The 15,507-nt window shown below is 68.2% G+C and carries 19 protein-coding genes and 1 tRNA gene; 4 read left to right on the forward strand and 16 right to left on the reverse strand.

Features of this window, described 5'->3' with window-relative positions:
* Positions 1–61 precede the first annotated feature (61 nt).
* From K4L06_RS01475 to K4L06_RS01490, 4 genes are all read left to right on the forward strand, one after another.
* Positions 62–346, forward strand: a complete 285-nt coding sequence (locus tag K4L06_RS01475) for a hypothetical protein (RefSeq protein WP_221669705.1) — start codon at positions 62–64, stop codon at positions 344–346.
* A 71-nt stretch (positions 347–417) separates the two neighbouring features.
* A complete protein-coding gene (locus tag K4L06_RS01480) occupies positions 418–846 on the forward strand; it encodes a DUF4279 domain-containing protein (RefSeq protein WP_221669706.1) in 429 nt (142 codons plus the stop codon).
* 100 nt (positions 847–946) lie between these two features.
* Entirely contained in the window at positions 947–1,129 is a 183-nt protein-coding gene (locus K4L06_RS01485; RefSeq protein WP_221669707.1) for a hypothetical protein, read from the forward strand.
* A gap of 101 nt (positions 1,130–1,230) precedes the next feature.
* Positions 1,231–1,590, forward strand: a complete 360-nt coding sequence (locus K4L06_RS01490; RefSeq protein WP_221669708.1) for a DUF4288 domain-containing protein — start codon at positions 1,231–1,233, stop codon at positions 1,588–1,590.
* A gap of 239 nt (positions 1,591–1,829) precedes the next feature.
* Here K4L06_RS01490 and K4L06_RS01495 read toward each other — a convergent pair.
* From K4L06_RS01495 to ruvC, 16 genes are all read right to left on the reverse strand, one after another.
* Positions 1,830–1,905 (reverse strand) — tRNA-Lys (locus tag K4L06_RS01495).
* Between the two features lie 107 nt (positions 1,906–2,012).
* Positions 2,013–2,711: a 7-cyano-7-deazaguanine synthase QueC gene (gene queC / locus K4L06_RS01500; protein ID WP_221669709.1), complete on the reverse strand. Its 699-nt coding sequence runs from the start codon at positions 2,709–2,711 to the stop codon at positions 2,013–2,015.
* A 306-nt stretch (positions 2,712–3,017) separates the two neighbouring features.
* Positions 3,018–3,698: a 7-carboxy-7-deazaguanine synthase QueE gene (gene queE / locus K4L06_RS01505; RefSeq protein ID WP_221669710.1), complete on the reverse strand. Its 681-nt coding sequence runs from the start codon at positions 3,696–3,698 to the stop codon at positions 3,018–3,020.
* Positions 3,699–3,706: 8 nt separating this feature from the next.
* The gene (ybgF, locus tag K4L06_RS01510) at positions 3,707–4,507 is read right to left on the reverse strand and encodes a tol-pal system protein YbgF (RefSeq protein WP_221669711.1); all 801 of its coding nucleotides are present in this window, start codon (positions 4,505–4,507) and stop codon (positions 3,707–3,709) included.
* Between the two features lie 43 nt (positions 4,508–4,550).
* Positions 4,551–5,072 carry a peptidoglycan-associated lipoprotein Pal gene (gene pal / locus K4L06_RS01515; protein WP_221669712.1) on the reverse strand — a complete coding sequence of 174 codons (522 nt, stop codon included), beginning with the start codon at positions 5,070–5,072 and terminating at the stop codon, positions 4,551–4,553.
* Between the two features lie 91 nt (positions 5,073–5,163).
* Entirely contained in the window at positions 5,164–6,483 is a 1,320-nt protein-coding gene (gene tolB / locus K4L06_RS01520; RefSeq protein ID WP_221669713.1) for a Tol-Pal system beta propeller repeat protein TolB, read from the reverse strand.
* Between the two features lie 180 nt (positions 6,484–6,663).
* A complete protein-coding gene (locus tag K4L06_RS01525) occupies positions 6,664–7,116 on the reverse strand; it encodes a TonB C-terminal domain-containing protein (protein ID WP_221669714.1) in 453 nt (150 codons plus the stop codon).
* Positions 7,117–7,146: 30 nt separating this feature from the next.
* The gene (gene tolA / locus K4L06_RS01530; RefSeq protein ID WP_221669715.1) at positions 7,147–8,094 is read right to left on the reverse strand and encodes a cell envelope integrity protein TolA; all 948 of its coding nucleotides are present in this window, start codon (positions 8,092–8,094) and stop codon (positions 7,147–7,149) included.
* On the reverse strand, positions 8,091–8,540 hold the full coding sequence (gene tolR, locus K4L06_RS01535) for a protein TolR (protein WP_221669716.1): 450 nt from the start codon (positions 8,538–8,540) through the stop codon (positions 8,091–8,093). The genes tolA and tolR overlap by 4 nt, the downstream gene beginning before the upstream one ends.
* A 76-nt stretch (positions 8,541–8,616) precedes the next feature.
* Complete coding sequence (tolQ, locus tag K4L06_RS01540; RefSeq protein ID WP_221669717.1) at positions 8,617–9,399, reverse strand: protein TolQ; 783 nt, start codon at positions 9,397–9,399, stop codon at positions 8,617–8,619.
* 99 nt (positions 9,400–9,498) lie between these two features.
* Positions 9,499–9,954, reverse strand: coding sequence for a tol-pal system-associated acyl-CoA thioesterase (ybgC, locus tag K4L06_RS01545; RefSeq protein WP_221669718.1), 456 nt, complete (start codon positions 9,952–9,954; stop codon positions 9,499–9,501).
* Positions 9,955–9,983: 29 nt separating this feature from the next.
* Positions 9,984–11,018 carry a Holliday junction branch migration DNA helicase RuvB gene (gene ruvB, locus K4L06_RS01550; RefSeq protein WP_221669719.1) on the reverse strand — a complete coding sequence of 345 codons (1,035 nt, stop codon included), beginning with the start codon at positions 11,016–11,018 and terminating at the stop codon, positions 9,984–9,986.
* A 358-nt stretch (positions 11,019–11,376) separates the two neighbouring features.
* Positions 11,377–11,826: a cupin domain-containing protein gene (locus tag K4L06_RS01555; protein WP_221669720.1), complete on the reverse strand. Its 450-nt coding sequence runs from the start codon at positions 11,824–11,826 to the stop codon at positions 11,377–11,379.
* 314 nt (positions 11,827–12,140) lie between these two features.
* On the reverse strand, positions 12,141–13,994 hold the full coding sequence (locus K4L06_RS01560) for a potassium transporter Kup (protein ID WP_343225807.1): 1,854 nt from the start codon (positions 13,992–13,994) through the stop codon (positions 12,141–12,143).
* A gap of 115 nt (positions 13,995–14,109) precedes the next feature.
* On the reverse strand, positions 14,110–14,703 hold the full coding sequence (gene ruvA / locus K4L06_RS01565) for a Holliday junction branch migration protein RuvA (protein WP_221669722.1): 594 nt from the start codon (positions 14,701–14,703) through the stop codon (positions 14,110–14,112).
* A 180-nt stretch (positions 14,704–14,883) separates the two neighbouring features.
* Positions 14,884–15,465, reverse strand: coding sequence for a crossover junction endodeoxyribonuclease RuvC (gene ruvC / locus K4L06_RS01570; protein ID WP_221669723.1), 582 nt, complete (start codon positions 15,463–15,465; stop codon positions 14,884–14,886).
* Between the last annotated feature and the right edge of the window lie 42 nt (positions 15,466–15,507).

Genomic DNA, 15,507 nt, shown 5'->3' on the forward strand with positions numbered 1-15,507 from the left:
CTGATCAAAGCGTTTTTCCGTTCAAACTTGCGGAAAACGCCCTCAACGGGCCTTCCAGAAAATGAGCACCGATCAAATCACTATCAACTTCGGCGACGAGCACGACGACGCTCTTAGGGACGCGCTTCGGACAGTCCTTATCGAAAATCAAGCGATCTTCCTTAACGGGTCGTGGGGGATGGGCGGCTCGCAGCAACTCGAAACGCTCAAGGTAGGGCTAGGGGAGGTCCTGGTTACGATCGAGTCCGAAACATACATAGGACTTACCATCACAGGCCCGACCTCGACCGTTGAAATGCTTGTCGAAGAGGCCCGGGGCAAGCTCAACTACTCGCAGCACCATTAGATCGGGTCATCAACGTCTCGCCGGGGACGCATGGACCTTAACTGAATTTCCCTCGCGCCCCGAAGATCAATATGAATGACACAAGGGTTCTGCATACGGTAGCGATCTACCTGAAAGGCGACGATTTGGTTCCAGAGGAGTTGAATGCACGGATAGGTACTGAAGCAGATGAGTCGCACAGGCGCGGGGACAATTACATCTCAGCGAACGGAAGGGAGATCACCCGGCGCACAGGCCTCTGGAAGCTGACCAGAACCGAGAAGTCGACAATAGATTTACCGGCATTGCTGAAGCAGCTCACCTCTGAACTTTCGGTCAATAGTGCCGACCTCTCCGACCTCCCCGGAGTCGAAGAGGCCTTTGTGGATGTCTTCATTGCGCAGGCCGCCGAAGCTGGCGGCGGTGGAACAAGCGAGTTCGCGATCGACTCGCCATCAATTGCAGAGCTTGGCAAACTTGGCCTGCCGATCCGCTTCACGGTTGCGATTATTCGCGACTAGTGCCACCGCCTCTTAACGCTGCCGGATGATCTTCAAAGCATCAGTTGCAATGACGGGAAGCCCCTCTAGCCCCATCACAGCCTTAATCAGGAGCGGCTGAGTGCGATATCTAAAGGCCATATGGCATCGTGCAGGCAAGCACGATCCAATCGTCCTGATCAGCGAACTGGACGACGAGCGATACGAGGTCAGAAAGGTCGAGGTGTTCGCCGGTGGCTTGCTCGGGTTTGCCGGCGAACAGGCATCGGCCAGGGGCACCCGGCTTGGGACCGACCGTGCGTGAATGAAGCAGGCGTTGGAACATCGCGACCGTTTGCCGACGCGCGAGGACGATCCGGACGCGATGCGCGAGGCAGTGGTTGGCGATCCGAAGCGAGGTGGACGATGACGGGGAACGGCAGCGAAGCAGGTCCGACCGACGAGCGCGGCGGCGAGGGTTATTGGTACGCGGCCAGTCTGATGTACCAGGCCTGTCATCGGCCGCCGCGCAAGGATGGGTTGTGGGAGGAGCGGATCGTGCTGATTCGGGCCGGATCGCAGGCGCAGGCGCTGGAGCAGGCCGAGCGGCTGGGACCGGCGGACGAGGTCGGTTATGCGACCGTCGAGGGCGAGGTGCAGTGGCGGTTCGCGCGGGTCGAACGGGTTTGCGCGATCGAGGCCGAGGTGCTTCGTTCGGGCACGGAGGTGTTTTCGCGGTTTCTCAGCGCGGGAGAGGCGGAAAGCCTGGGCCGGCCGCTGGAGTGAGCGTCGTGGGAAACGCCTTCGCGCGGGTTCGGCGCGAGGTGCGGCGGCGTGGTCGCGGCTTAAGCCGCTCCTACCCTTGCTGGCGTCGGGGCTTGGGTGCGGCGGCGACGAGGCGATGCGGTGGTTTCGGCGCGAGGTCGCGGCGACGCGGTCGCGGCTTGCGCCGCTCCTACCCCTTGGCGCCGGATCGGCGGCTGCGAAAACAAAAAGCCCCGGGCTGGCGCCCGGGGCTTGGTGTTTGGTGGGTCGTGAAGGATTCGAACCTTCGACCAAAAGATTAAAAGTCTTCTGCTCTACCGACTGAGCTAACGACCCGAAAGCTCGATTGCTGGCCCCAGCGCGCGGCCGGGGTCGGTCATTCTAGCAAAACCCGTGCGGCCGAGTCAGCGCCCCCGTTCGCGGCGCGGTTCAGGCGCGCCGGCTCAGACGTAGCGGGTCGGGTCCGGCACGCCGGCGGCGGCGAAGCCTTCGGCGCGCAGGCGGCAGGCGTCGCAGTGGCCGCAGGCGCGGCCGGCGTCGTCGGCCTTGTAGCAGGACACGGTTTCGGCGAAATCCACGCCCAGGCGCACGCCTTCGCGGACGATGTCGGCCTTGCTGAGGAATTGCAGCGGCGCCTGCACGCGCAGGCCGGCGCCTTCGACGCCGGCCTTGGTCGCCAGGTTGGCCAGGGTCTGGAAGGCCTCGATGAACTCGGGGCGGCAGTCCGGGTAGCCGGAATAGTCGACCGCGTTGACGCCGCAGAAGATGTCGTTGGCGCCCAGCACTTCGGCCCAGCCCAGGGCGATCGACAGCATGATGGTGTTGCGCGCCGGCACGTAGGTGACCGGGATCGCGTCCTTGGCCGCGTCCTGGCCGATGGCGTGGCCGTCGTCGTCCAGCGGCACCGAGATGCTCTCGTCGGTCAGGGCCGAGCCGCCGATGCTGCGCAGGTCGACCGCGACGGTCTTGTGCGCGACCGCGCCCTGGGTGGCGGCGATGCGCGCGGCGGCGTCGAGCTCGGAGGTGTGGCGCTGGCCGTAGCGCACGCTCAGGGCATGCACGGCATAGCCCTGCTCGCGGGCGATGGCGGCGACGACGGCGGAGTCCATGCCTCCGGAGACGAGTACTACGGCTTTTTTCATGGTCGGGATTCGGGATTCGGGATTCGGGATTCGGGATTCGGGAAAAGGCTAAAACGGCGACTTTGCCTTTCGCTTGTTCTTGCTCGTCATCCCCGCGAAGGCGGGGATCCAGGGCTTTACCGCGGCATGGCTCTGAAGTCTCTGGATCCCCGCCTTCGCGGGGATGACGAGCCAGAGCAACGCCGGTGAATGGAAACGTCTGTCGGCTTCCGATCCAACACCAGATGGCGCTACAACATCAGACGCCGCTCTATCCGCGGGGATCGATCCGCTCAAAGCGAATCCCGAATCCCCAATCCCGGCTCCTCAGCGCCCCGGCTCGTCCTTCCAGAGGATCTTGTGCAACTGCAGCTGGAACCGCACCGGCAGGCGGTCGGCGACGATCCAGTCGGCCAGGTCGCTGGGCTTGATCTGGGTGAAGCTGGGCGAGAACAACACGTCGCAGACTTCGGTCAGGCGGTGCTCGGCGACCACGGCCTTGGACCAGTCGTAGTCTTCGCGGCTGCAGATCACGAACTTGACCTGGTCGCGCGCGGTCAGCAGCGGCAGGTTGCTCCACAGGTTGCGGTGCACTTCGGCCGAGCCCGGGGTCTTGATGTCCAGCACCCGCGACACGCGCGCGTCGACCGGGCCGATGTCGATCGCGCCGGAGGTCTCCAGCGAGACGTCGTAGCCGGCGTCGCAGAGCTTTTCCAGCAGGGCGATGCAGCGCTTCTGCGCCAGCGGCTCGCCGCCGGTGACGCAGACGTGGCGGGCGCCGTGCTTGGCGACCTCGGCCAGGATCGCTTCGAACTCCCACCACTCGCCGCCGTGGAAGGCGTAGGCGGTGTCGCAGTACTGGCAGCGCAACGGGCAGCCGGTCAGGCGCACGAAGACGGTCGGCCAGCCGATGCTGTTCGATTCGCCCTGCAGCGACAGGAAGATTTCGGTGAGCCGCAGGCGCTCGGACGGCGCGGCGGCCGTCTCGGAGGTAACGGCGGTATTCACGGTGGGACTCAGTTGCGCAGCCGGCTCAGCTGGATCGCGTTGAGGCGATCGGAGGCGGTGCGGGCGGCATCGGTGCCCGGATAGCGGGCGGCGACGTCGGCGAGGGTGCGTTCGGCGGCGTCGACCTGTTTCAGCCCGAACTGGGCCAGGCCGATCTTGAGCAGGGCGCCGGCGGCCTTGTCGTGGGTCGGGTAGCGGTCGAGCAGGGCCTGGAACTGCTCCTGCGCGAGCTGGTAGTTCTGGGTCACGTAATAGCTTTCGCCCAGCCAGTACAGCGCGTTGGGCGCGTAGGCGCCGCCGGGGAAGTTGCCGAGAAAGGCCTGGAACAGGCGCGCGGACTCGACGTACTGGCCGGCCTTGAGGGCGTTGAACGCGGTGTCGTAGGCGCCGCGCTCGTCGCCGCTCTGGGCCAGCAGGCCCGGATCGCCGTGCACGCTCGGCGCGCTGTCCTTCACCGCCGGCGGCGGCGGTGTCGGAGCGGCGGCCTGCGGCGCGGCCCCGGCCGCCGGCGCCGCGCCCGCGCCGCCTTCGAGGCGGTTGAGGCGGCCGTCGGTGTCCAGGTACTGGGCCTTGCTGGTTTCCTGCAGCTGCCGGTTGAGCTGCTGCAGTTCCTCGACCTGGGCGCGCAGGGACTGCAGCTCGGTCTTGAGCTGGGTCACCTGGTTGAGCAGATCGAGATTGGCCTGGTTGTCGGCGGCGCGCTGCTCGAGGACCGCGACGCGGTCGGCGAGGCTGGCGCGCTGCGCGAACGCGGGCGTGGCGGCCGAGAAGGCCGCCACGATCGCCAAGGCTAGTGCGAACTTACGCATCGCTGTGAGCCTCGTGGTTCTGCGTGGACGCTACGACGGCCGATTACTTGGCGGTGTAGACGATCTCGACGCGGCGGTTCTTGGCCCAGCAGTCTTCGTTGGACTCGGTGCAGACCGGGCGCTCTTCGCCGTAGGAGGTCACGGTGATCTGGCTGCCCGAACCGCCGTTGGCCTGGATCGCCGAGGACACCGCGTTGCCGCGGCGCTCGCCGAGGCCGAGGTTGTACTCGCGGCTGCCGCGCTCGTCGGCGTTGCCTTCCAGGGTCATGCGCGAGGACGGACGGTCGCGCAGGTACTTGGCGTGGCAGCCGACGATGTTCTGGAATTCCGGCTTCAGCGAATCCTGGTCGAGGTCGAAGTACACCACGCGCTGACGCAGGCAGGCGTCGGTGTCCAGGTCGTTCGGGCCGTAGGCGCCGGAGGCGACCGGGCCGGTGTCGCTGGGCACGGAGGTCGACGGGCCGGTGCCGGTGTCGGTCGGCGGCACTTCCTTGACCTTCTTCGAGCAGGCGACGGCCGCGGTACACAGCACGGCGGCGAGCAGGAGGCGAGCGGTGTTGTTCATGGGGTTTCCTCGTCAGATGGAGCTGTGGGGCAGGAGTCGTTCGGGGGTGTGGCGCGATCCGCGCGCGGGGCGTCCCGGCGCGGCCGGCGGGTCAGCGCGGCAGGCGGTAAGGTCCCCAGGCCGGTTCGCGCACATCGCCATCGGCGAGGACCAGGCGCTGGCGCACCCGGGCATCGGCGGAAACGGCATAGAGCACGCCACGGCGTCCTTCGCGCGCAGCATAAATGATCATGGAGGCGTTCGGGGCAAAGCTGGGGGACTCGTCCAGCGAGCCCGGCGACAGGGTGGTCCAGCGCGGCGAGCCCAGGCTGGCGTCCATCATCGCGATCCGGTAGGTGTTGCCGGCGCCCTGGGCGGTGGCGATCTTCTTGCCGTCGAAGGACACGCTGGCGCTGGCGTTGTAGCTGCCCTGGAAGGTGACCCGGGTGGCGCCGCCGCCGCTGGCCGCGACCTGGTAGATCTGCGGCTTGCCGCCGCGGTCGGAGGTGAAATAGATCTTGCTGCCGTCGGCCGACCAGGTCGGCTCGGTGTCGATGCCGAAGTGGTTGGTCAGCTGGTTCAAGGACTTGCTGCCCAGATCCATCACGTAGATCTCGGGGTTGCCGCTGCGCGACAGGGTCAGGGCCAGGCGGCGGCCGTCCGGCGAGAACGCCGGCGCGCCGTTGATGCCGCGGTACTTGGCGATCAGCTCGCGGCTGCCGGTGCCGATGTTCTGGATGTAGATCGAGGAGTTGCCGCCCTCGAAGCTGACGTAGGCCAGGCGGCTGCCGTCCGGGCTCCACGACGGCGACAGCAGCGGCTCCGGCGAGCGGACCACGGTCTGCGGGTTGTAGCCGTCGGAGTCGGCGACCATCAGCGCGTAGTTGCTGCTGCGGCCGGTGCCGGTGGCGGTGACGTAGGCGATGCGGGTGAAGAACGCGCCGCGCACGCCGGTGATCTTCTCGTAGACCGCGTCGGCGATCTGGTGGGCGACGTCGCGCATGGCGTTGGAGCGCGCGGTCAGGGCGAAGCCGAGCAGGCGCTGCTGCTTGGCCACGTCGAACAGCTCGTACTCGACCCGATAGCTGCCGGCGCCGGCGTCGGCGACCCGGCCGACCACGATGTAGTCCTGGTTCAGCGCGCGCCAATCCGGGTAGCTGATTTCGCTGCCGCGGGTCGGCTTGGCGGCCATCTGGTCCACCGGCAGGCCGCGGAACTGGCCGGAACGATTGAGATCGTTACGCACCACCTCGGCGATGTCGGTCCCAGGCGCGGCCGCGCCGCCCTGGTAGGGCATCGGCACCACGGCGATCGGCAGGGCCGAGGCGTTGCCGCCGACGATGTCGATTTCCAGCCCCTGCTGCTGGGCCGAGGCCGCCAGAGGAAGCAGGAGAGCCAGCAGCGTAGCCAGCCAGCGCGCGGGTCGTTTCATCGGCACTCCGTGACAGTTCGACGGGGATTTGTTCAGGTTCGGCATTGTTAACGCTGAAGAGTGAACGTGGGCTCAAAGCCGGGGGTCAATCGTGTGGCCAGGGCGGTTTCGGCCGCAAAAGGCACGATCGGCATGGCGCGGATCGGGGCAGCGGCAGGCGGAAGTGCCGCCCTGCCCTGTTCAGCGATCCCGGCCGCGCTCGCGCAGGCGCTGCCACCAGCGTTTGGGCGGCGGATCGTCGGGGTCGGGGCCGCGGATCTCCAGCCGCAGCACCGGCCGGAACGCCTGCTCGTAGCCCTGGTAGGGCAAGGGCTGGGCGGCGCGCGCGGCGGCGATGAAGGACTCGCGCGCCGGCATGTCGAAGGCGCAGGGCGAGACCGCGGCGACCGAGTCCAAGCGGCCGCCGGGGCGCTGGCGCAACTCGAACACGCAGACCCGGTCGGCGCCCAGGCCGGCCGGCGGCTGCCATTGCGCCATTACCGCGTTCTGGATTTCCTCGGCGTAGCGCTGGGCCTTGTACGGCGCGCAGCGCTCGGGCCGGGCGGCGCAAGGATCCGGCGCCGGGCCAGCCGCGCCAGCGGCGAAGGCGCAAGCGGCCAGGACCGCGACGGCCGGCCAACGGGCGCCGCGCATGCGGGTTCGATCGCCGTCCGTGGCCGCCACTCAGCGGTCCTCGGCTCTGAAATTGAGGTTGAGGTTGCGCGAGAACACCTTCTCGAAACCGGCATAGGGCAAGGGCTGGGCCTTGAGCACCGCGGCCTCGATCGAGCGCCGGCCCTGTTCGTCGTAGGCGCAGGGCTCGACCACCTCGACCCCGCTGACCTGCCCGCCGGGCAGCTGGCGGATGTTCAGGCGGCAACCGGCGCCGACCGGGATCGACTCGGGCCGGGTCCACTTCTGGACGATCGCCGCCTGCAGGGCCGCGGCGTAGCGCGCGGCCAGGCCGGTGTCGACGCCCTGGTTGCCGCTATTGGCCAAGGTCGACGCCGCGGCGGCCTGGCTGGCCTGGTTGGCGCGGGCGTCGGCGATCTGCTGCAGCTTCTGCGCGCTGAGGTCCTGCTCGCGCTGCAGGCGCGCGCGTTCGCGGCGGATCTGCTCGAGCTTCTTCTGGTTTTCCAGCAGTTGCTGCTCGGCCAGGCGCTGCTTCTGCTGCGCTTCTTCCTGGCGCTTCTGCTCGGTCAGGTCGACCTGGGCCTGCTTGGCCTTGGCCTCCTGCACCTTCTGCTCTTCGGCGCGGTTCGGCGTGGGCGTGTCGACCACCTGTTCCTGGGTGGTCTCGTCGGGCACCGGGATGAAATCCTGCGGCGACTGCTGCTGCGGCGCGACCGCGTCCTGCGGCTTGGGTTCGGGCACCGGCTGCGGCAGCGGCTGCGCCTCTTCGGGTTCCGGCTCGGGCTGCGGCAGCGGCTCGGGCCGATTGCGCAGGGTGCGCTGCATCGCCGCCGACAGGTCGCTGAACTCGGTCAACTCGGACGACAAGGGCGAACCGGCGGCGGACACCTGCTCGCTCGGCCGCCACAGCATGCTCAACAGGATGGCCGCGACCAGCAGGCCGTGCAGCAGCACGGCCAGCAGCACCGCTTGGGTGGTGTCGGCGCGGGTTTCCCTCATCGCTTGGCGCCCTTCTCCGGCTGGCTCATCAGGCCGACCTTCTGCACCCCGGCGTCCTTCAGGATGTTCATCGCATCCATGATCGGCTGGTAGTTAGCGCGGCCGTCGCCGGCGACGAACACCTGCAGCTTGTCCTTGCCGTTCTGCTGGACCAGGGCGTGGACCTTGGTGCGCAGGGTGTCGCGGTCGACCGCCTCGTTGCTGCCGGCCTTGACCGCGAGGAAGAAGTTGCCCTTCTCGTCGACCTGGACCACGACCGGGTCGGTCTTGGTGTCCATCGACTTGAGGTTGGAATTGGGCAGGTCGACGTCGATGCCGAGCGTCAGCAGCGGCGCGGTGACCATGAAGATGATCAGCAGCACGAGCATCACGTCGATGTAGGGAACGACGTTGATCTCGGCCTTGAGCTTGCGTTTGCGATGGCGGCGGATGGCGGTGCCGGACATGGCGGACTCCTCGGTTAGGCGCGTTGCCCGCGGCGATGCGGGCGCGGGCGGGTCGGGGCGACGGGCTTGCGCCGCATCACTCGTCCAGGTGCGCCTGGCGCTGCAGGATCGAGGAGAACTCTTCGGAGAACGCGTCGTAGCGCACCGCCAGGCGCTCCACGCCGGTGGCGAAGCGGTTGTAGGCCCACACCGCCGGGATCGCCACGAACAGGCCCATCGCGGTCGCCAGCAGCGCCTCGGAGATGCCCGGAGCGACGTCGGCGATGCCGACCTGCTTGGACGCGGAGACCAGCGAATGCATGGTCACCATGATGCCGAACACGGTGCCGACCAGGCCGATGTAGGGCGAGGTCGAGCCGATGTTGGCCAGCAGTTCCAGGTTGTGCTCCAGGCCGTCGAGTTCGCGCGAGCCGGTCGCGCGCATCGCCCGCTGGGCGCCTTCGAGCTGGGCGCGGGCGTCGACGCCGCGGCGCTGGCGGATGCGGTTGAACTCGCGGAAGCCGGATTCGAAGATCGCCTCCAGGCCGCCGATCGCGCGGCTGCGCTCGGTGCTGCCGGCGTACAGCTTGGACAGCTCGGCGCCGGACCAGAAGCGCTCTTCGAACTGATCGGCTTCGGTCTTGGCGCGGCGGATCACTTTCCACTTGCGGAAGATGATGATCCAGGACGTCAGCGAAGCGACCACCAGCAGCAGCATGATGAACTGCACCGGGATGCTGGCCTTGATCACCAGATCCCACAGGTTGAACGAGGCGGCGGCGTTGCCGGCCGCGGCCGCGCCCTGCGTCACGGCCTGGGCGGCTTCCTCCGGCAGGGCTTCCACGGTCGTGGCCAGAAGCGCGATCAGCGATGACGTCATGCTTGGTTCTCCATAGCCCGAAACGCGGGCCTGTGTCGGGGCGGGCGGTGCGTGGGAAGTAACGTACCGCCGGTCAAAATGGGGTGGATGGCGCCGGGATCAGCCGGCCGGGTCCGGGGCCAGCTGCGCCTGCAATTGCGCATACAGCTCCGGCGGGATCGGGCACGGACGCAGCTGCGCCGCGTCGACCGCGGCGACCCGCACCTCGGCCTCGATCAGCGCCTCCTCGCCGCGCCGCACCGTCTGCGCGAAGATCAGGCTGGCGCGGCGGCAGCGCCGCAGTTCCACCGTGACCTCGAGCGCGTCGTCGAGCCGGCCCGGCTTGAGGAAGCCGATCTGCATGCCGGCGACCACGAACAACAGCCCATGCTGCAGGCGCAGACCGTCCTGTCCGTACCCGAGCGCACGCACCCATTCGCTGCGCGCGCGCTCCATGAAGGCCAAATATTGGGCGTGATACACCAGCCCGCCGGCGTCGGTATCTTCCCAGTAGACGCGTGTCGGCCAACTGAACATGAGGGATGGGGGCTGGGGGATCAGGGATTCGGGGGACATGGCGACTTCCAGGTTCGCGGGGACGGGACTCAGAACAGTTCGCCCGGCTCCCCGTTCCCGATTTTCGATTCCCTGGGGTCCAGGCCGATATGACGGTAAGCGCGCGGGGTGGCCATGCGGCCGCGGGCGGTGCGGACCAGGTAGCCCTGCTGGATCAGATAGGGCTCGATCACGTCTTCCAGAGTGCCGCGCTCCTCGCTCAGCGCCGCGGCCAGGGACTCGACCCCGACCGGGCCGCCGTCGAAGGCCTCGATGATCGTCTTGAGCAGGCGCCGGTCGAGCTCGTCGAAGCCCTCCGGGTCGACCTTGAGCATGGCCATCGCCGCGTCGGCGGTGGCGCGATCGATCATCCCGCCGGCGCGGACCTGGGCGTAGTCGCGGACCCGGCGCAGCAGGCGGTTGGCGATGCGCGGGGTGCCGCGCGAGCGCTTGGCGATCTCGGCCGCGCCCTCCGGTTCGCAGGCGATGCCCAGGATCTGCGCCGAGCGGCGCACGATCCGGGTCAGTTCCTCGGCGTTGTAGAACTCCAGGCGCTGGACGATGCCGAAACGGTCGCGCAGCGGCGCGGTCAGCAGGCCGGCGCGGGTGGTCGCGCCGATCAGGGTGAACGGCGGCAGGTCGAGCTTGATCGAGCGCGCCGCGGGGCCCTCGCCGATCATGATGTCGATCTGGTAGTCCTCCATCGCCGGGTACAGCACTTCCTCCACCACCGGCGAGAGGCGGTGGATCTCGTCGACGAACAACACATCGTGCGGCTGCAGATTGGTCAGCAGCGCGGCCAGGTCGCCGGCCTTCTCGATCACCGGACCCGAGGTCTGGCGCAGGTTGACCCCGAGTTCGTTGGCGATGACATGGCTGAGGGTGGTCTTGCCCAGGCCCGGCGGGCCGAAGATCAGCACGTGGTCGAGCGCCTCGCCGCGGTGCTTGGCGGCCTCGATGTAGATCTTCAGCTGCTCGCGCACCGGTTGCTGGCCGAGGTATTCGTCCAGGCGCTTGGGCCGGATCGAGGCCTCGATGGCCTCGTCTTCGCGGGTGGCGCCGGCGGCGATGATGCGGTCGTTCATGCGGCTATGTTCGCATGGGACGGGCGCGGGCGCAGGGGTGGGAAGTGCCGGCGGGCTTCGGCTTACGACTTCGCTTAGGCAGGCGGCCCGCGTTGCAGAACCGTGACCGCCGGGGTTCGCATGCGCGGGAATCGGACCTGGAGAAACGGGCGCATCAATCGGCGCCCCCTTTGGAAAAGGGGGCTGGCGCCCGGCGAGGGCACGAAGTCGGACCTGACAGGCGGCGCGGGGGATTTGCTTTTCGGCTTTTTGCTATGAAAGCAGAAGCAAATCCCCCCTACCCCCCTTTTTCAAAGGGGGGAATTGCAAAGGCGATGCCGGGCTAGCTCAAACGAAAGGCATGCGGCGGGCCGGGCGCTCAAACGAAATGCACGTCGTAGCGTTCGTGCATTTCGGCCAGGGACTCGGCGTCGACCTCGCCGCGCAGGATCGCCGGCAGGGCGCGGAAGTAGTCGAAGCGGTCCACGCCCGGGGTCAGGGTCACGAACACGTCGGCGACCTGATCCGGGCCGGCGGCGAAGGAGTGCACCACGCCGGCGGGAATCACCGCGTAGCCGCCCTGCTCCACCCGCACCGGCTCGCCGTCGATGACCATCTCCAGCGCGCCGTCGAGGACGTAGAAGGCTTCGCTGGAACGTTTGTGCAAATGCGGCCGGGCCCCGGCCGAGCCGGGCTCCAGGCGCAACCGGTTGGCGCCGAGCGCGCCGCAGCAGTCGCTGGCCTCGGCCAGCAGCCACAGCTGCGAACCGTTGCCGTGCAGGGTTTCGGCGTCTCGTTCCTGGATCACGAAAGCGCGGGGCTGGGACATCGCGGACACCTCGTCGTCGGGAAAGTGCCGACGAAGCTAGGCGCAGCCGGCGCCCGGCGGAATCCGCCGCCGCTGCAACGGTGCTTCCCGTCGCGCCCGGCGCACCGCAGCGTTGCCCGCGACGCTATTGCCTTGGGCGGGGATTGGGATTGGGGATTGGCCAAGCGGTGGCGTCGTAGCTGGGCCTGTGGAACGCCTTCGCAGCTTCACTGCCTAGGATTCGAGCTGAAATCCGCCAGAGCCAAAGATCCCGCCCTTGGCTCTTACCATTCCCAATTCCCTATTCCCCATTCCCGGCAGCGCGCTGCGCGCGCTTAGATCTCCACCTGCGCACCCAGCTCCACCAGGCGATTGCCCGGGATGCGGAAGAAGCCGGTCGCCGGCGCCGCGTTGCGGTGCATGAAGGCGAACAGGCGGTCGCGCCAGATCGGCATGCCGCGGTGGCGGCTGGCGACCACGGTCTCGCGGCTGGCGAAATAGGTGGTGTCCATCGGGTCGAAGTAGATCCCGCCGGCGTCGCAGGAGCGCATCAGCGCCAGCGGCACGTCGGGCACTTCCATGAAGCCGAAGCGGATCAGCACCCGGTAGAAGTCGTTGCCGATCGCCTCGATCTTGAGCCGCTTGTCCTTCGGCGCGTACGGCACGCCCAGGGTCTCCACGGTCAGGAACACGTTGCGCTCGTGCAGCACCTTGTTGTGCTTGAGGTTGTGCAGCAACGCGTGCGGCACCACGCCCTTGTCGGCGGTCATGAAGATCGCCGTGCCCGGCACCCGCACCGGCGGCGCCAGCATCAGCCCGGGCAGGAAGCTGTCGAGCTGGATGCCTTCCTTGCGCACTTCCTCGTGCAGCAGCTCGCGGCCGCGGCGCCAGGTGCGCAGCAGGGTGAACACCACCAGGCCCAGCACCAGCGGGAACCAGGCGCCGTCGAAGAACTTGGCGCCGTTGGCGATCACGAAGCCGACGTCGACCACGAAGAACACCACGCACAGCGGCAGCACCCACTTGCGCCAGCGCGGCCACAGCGCGCGCGCGACCAGGGCCAGCAGCAGGGTGTCGATCAGCATCGTCGCCGACACCGAGATGCCGTAGGCGCTGGCCAGCGCGGTCGAGCTGCGGAACGCCAGGACCACGGTGATCACCGCGATCGCCAGGATCCAGTTGATGTAGGGCACATAGATCTGGCCGATGGTGCTGCTGGAGGTGTGCTTGATCTGCATGCGCGGGATGTAGCCCAGCTGCATGGCCTGGCGCGCGACCGAGTAGGCGCCGGTGATGACCGCCTGCGAGGCGATCACCGCGGCCATCGTCGCCAGCACGATCATCGGGTACAGCGCCCAAGACGGCACCGCCTCGAAGAACGGGTTGACCACCGCGCGCGGGTGCTGCAACACGAACGCGCCCTGGCCGAGGTAGTTCAGCATCAGGCTCGGCAGGACCATGATGTACCAGGCCCAGCGGATCGGCTTGGCGCCGAAGTGGCCCATGTCGGCGTACAGCGCCTCGCCGCCGGTCACCGCCAGCACCACCACGCCCAGGATCAGCACCGACTGCGCGCCGTGCTCCATGAAGAAGCGCACGCCCCACCACGGGTTCAGCGCCTTCAGCACCTCGGGCTCCTGGACGATGTTGTAGACGCCGATCGCCGCCAGCGAGACGAACCAGATCATGGTGATCGGCCCGAACACCTTGCCGACCTTCTCGGTGCCGAAGCGCTGGGCCAGGAACACCATCACCAGGATGACCACGGTGATCGGCACGATGAAGCGGTGCAGGCCGGGCGCGGCGACTTCCAGGCCCTCGACCGCGCCGAGCACCGAGATCGCCGGGGTAATGACGCTGTCGCCGAAGAACAGCGAGGCGCCGAAGATGCCCAGGATGCCGACGACATAGGCCGAGCGCCCGCCCTTGGCCAGGGTGCGCTGGGCCAGGGTCATCAGCGCCATGATCCCGCCTTCGCCCTCGTTGTCGGCGCGCATGATGATGGTGACGTACTTCAGCGTCACCACGATCATCAGCGCCCAGAACACCAGCGACAGGATGCCGAGCACGGTGTCGTGGTTGCTGGTCAGGTGGAAATGCGGCGAGAACGCTTCTTTCAGCGTGTACAGCGGGCTGGTGCCGATGTCGCCGAACACCACCCCGATCGCGCCCACGATCAGGCCGGGCAGCCCTTGCTTGGGATGGTGGCCGTGATGGCCGCCATCGGCGGAGGGCGCATGCTTGGACTGGGAACTGGGAACCGTGGAGGACATTCGTATGCTTCCGGGAACGACCCGAGGGGGCTCAGCGCAGCGCGGACTTTAGCGCTTTGCGGATGATGGCGGCAGCATCGTCGCCGGCGGCGGCGGCATCGCGGACCATGCGCGCGGCTTCGGCCGGCTTGTAGCCCAACTGCTGCAGGGCCACCACCGCCTCGCTCTGCGGGTCGGCCGGCACGCCGCCGGAGCCGCCGAGCGTGGCGCCGGCACCGGCCAGGTCGGCGGCGCGGTCGCGCAGCTCGACCACCATGCGTTCGGCGGTCTTCTTGCCGATCCCGGGGATGCGGGTCAGCGCGGTGACGTCGCCGGCCTGGACCAGGCGGGCGAATTCCTCGACCGGCACGCCCGACAGCACCGCCAGGGCGATCTTGGCGCCGATCCCGCTGACCTTCTGCACGTCGCGGAACAGGCGCCGCTCGGTTTCGCGCAGGAAGCCGTACAGCGAAACGCTGTCTTCCTTCTGCGCGTAATGCGTGAACAAGGCCACTTCGCGGCCGAGTTCGGGCAGGTCGTAGAACGTGCTCATCGGCGCTTCCAGCTCGTAGCCGACGCCGTGGACGTCGACCACCAGCCACGGCGGTTGCTTGTGGACGAGAATGCCTTTGAGGCGACCGATCACGACCTGACTCCAGATGGACGATGCGGCGCGCCACGCGGGGCGCAACCGAAGAACGAGAAGACGGGCGGCGGGACAGCATCCACGCCCGCCCCGGATACGACGCAGCCGCGCGCGCGGCACCCTACCCCGTGCGCCGGGACCGATGCGCCGCCGCCGGCGGCAGGATGGACGGCGGCCATCTCAGGCGCCGCGCCTGCGCAGCTGATGAGTGGCGATGCCGGTGCGCTGGGCCGTGGCGCTCATGTGGGCATGGGTCAGGGCGACCGCAAGCGCGTCGGCGGCGTCGGCCTGCAGCTTGGCTTCGGGAATGTTCAGCAACAGCCGCACCATGTGCTGGACCTGCTGCTTGTCGGCGGCGCCGCGGCCGACCAGGGACTGCTTGATCACCCGCGGCGGGTACTCGCTGATCGGAATGCGTCGGCGCACCACCGTGGCCAGGGCCGCGCCGCGGGCATGGCCGAGCTTCAGCGCCGAGGTCGCCGACTTGTCCATGAACACCGTTTCGATCGCCATCTGGTCGGGCCGGAACTCGTCCAGCACCGCCTCCAGGCCCTCGCACAGCAGGCCCAGGCGCGAAGGAAAGTCCTCCGCGTCAAGCAGCTTCAGCGCCCGCGCATGCACGTAGACGCAGCGCCCGTCGGCGCCGACGTCGATCACGCCCACGCCGGTGCGCTGCGACCCGGGGTCGATGCCCAGGATGCGGCGGCTGCCGGGACTCGGGACTCGGGACTCGGGACTCGGATTGGAAGCGGGAGGCGACATGAGGGCTGCGGTCGGCTCTGGGGCTCAGCCGCAGAAGCCGCA

The sequence above is a fragment of the Lysobacter sp. BMK333-48F3 genome (assembly GCF_019733395.1).
Taxonomy (GTDB): Bacteria; Pseudomonadota; Gammaproteobacteria; order Xanthomonadales; family Xanthomonadaceae; genus Lysobacter.

What these genes read in the sequence shown, in the direction of transcription:
- tolB (WP_221669713.1), bottom strand. Translation starts at nt 6,483, where the DNA reads ATGAAACGACCCGCGCGCTGGCTGGCTACGCTGCTGGCTCTCCTGCTT.
- K4L06_RS01490 (WP_221669708.1), top strand. Translation starts at nt 1,231, where the DNA reads ATGACGGGGAACGGCAGCGAAGCAGGTCCGACCGACGAGCGCGGCGGC.
- tolA (WP_221669715.1), bottom strand. Translation starts at nt 8,094, where the DNA reads ATGAGGGAAACCCGCGCCGACACCACCCAAGCGGTGCTGCTGGCCGTG.
- ruvB (WP_221669719.1), bottom strand. Translation starts at nt 11,018, where the DNA reads ATGAACGACCGCATCATCGCCGCCGGCGCCACCCGCGAAGACGAGGCC.
- ybgF (WP_221669711.1), bottom strand. Translation starts at nt 4,507, where the DNA reads ATGCGTAAGTTCGCACTAGCCTTGGCGATCGTGGCGGCCTTCTCGGCC.
- ybgC (WP_221669718.1), bottom strand. Translation starts at nt 9,954, where the DNA reads ATGTCCCCCGAATCCCTGATCCCCCAGCCCCCATCCCTCATGTTCAGT.
- K4L06_RS01475 (WP_221669705.1), top strand. Translation starts at nt 62, where the DNA reads ATGAGCACCGATCAAATCACTATCAACTTCGGCGACGAGCACGACGAC.
- pal (WP_221669712.1), bottom strand. Translation starts at nt 5,072, where the DNA reads ATGAACAACACCGCTCGCCTCCTGCTCGCCGCCGTGCTGTGTACCGCG.
- tolR (WP_221669716.1), bottom strand. Translation starts at nt 8,540, where the DNA reads ATGTCCGGCACCGCCATCCGCCGCCATCGCAAACGCAAGCTCAAGGCC.
- tolQ (WP_221669717.1), bottom strand. Translation starts at nt 9,399, where the DNA reads ATGACGTCATCGCTGATCGCGCTTCTGGCCACGACCGTGGAAGCCCTG.
- queC (WP_221669709.1), bottom strand. Translation starts at nt 2,711, where the DNA reads ATGAAAAAAGCCGTAGTACTCGTCTCCGGAGGCATGGACTCCGCCGTC.
- K4L06_RS01555 (WP_221669720.1), bottom strand. Translation starts at nt 11,826, where the DNA reads ATGTCCCAGCCCCGCGCTTTCGTGATCCAGGAACGAGACGCCGAAACC.
- K4L06_RS01525 (WP_221669714.1), bottom strand. Translation starts at nt 7,116, where the DNA reads ATGCGCGGCGCCCGTTGGCCGGCCGTCGCGGTCCTGGCCGCTTGCGCC.
- K4L06_RS01480 (WP_221669706.1), top strand. Translation starts at nt 418, where the DNA reads ATGAATGACACAAGGGTTCTGCATACGGTAGCGATCTACCTGAAAGGC.
- ruvC (WP_221669723.1), bottom strand. Translation starts at nt 15,465, where the DNA reads ATGTCGCCTCCCGCTTCCAATCCGAGTCCCGAGTCCCGAGTCCCGAGT.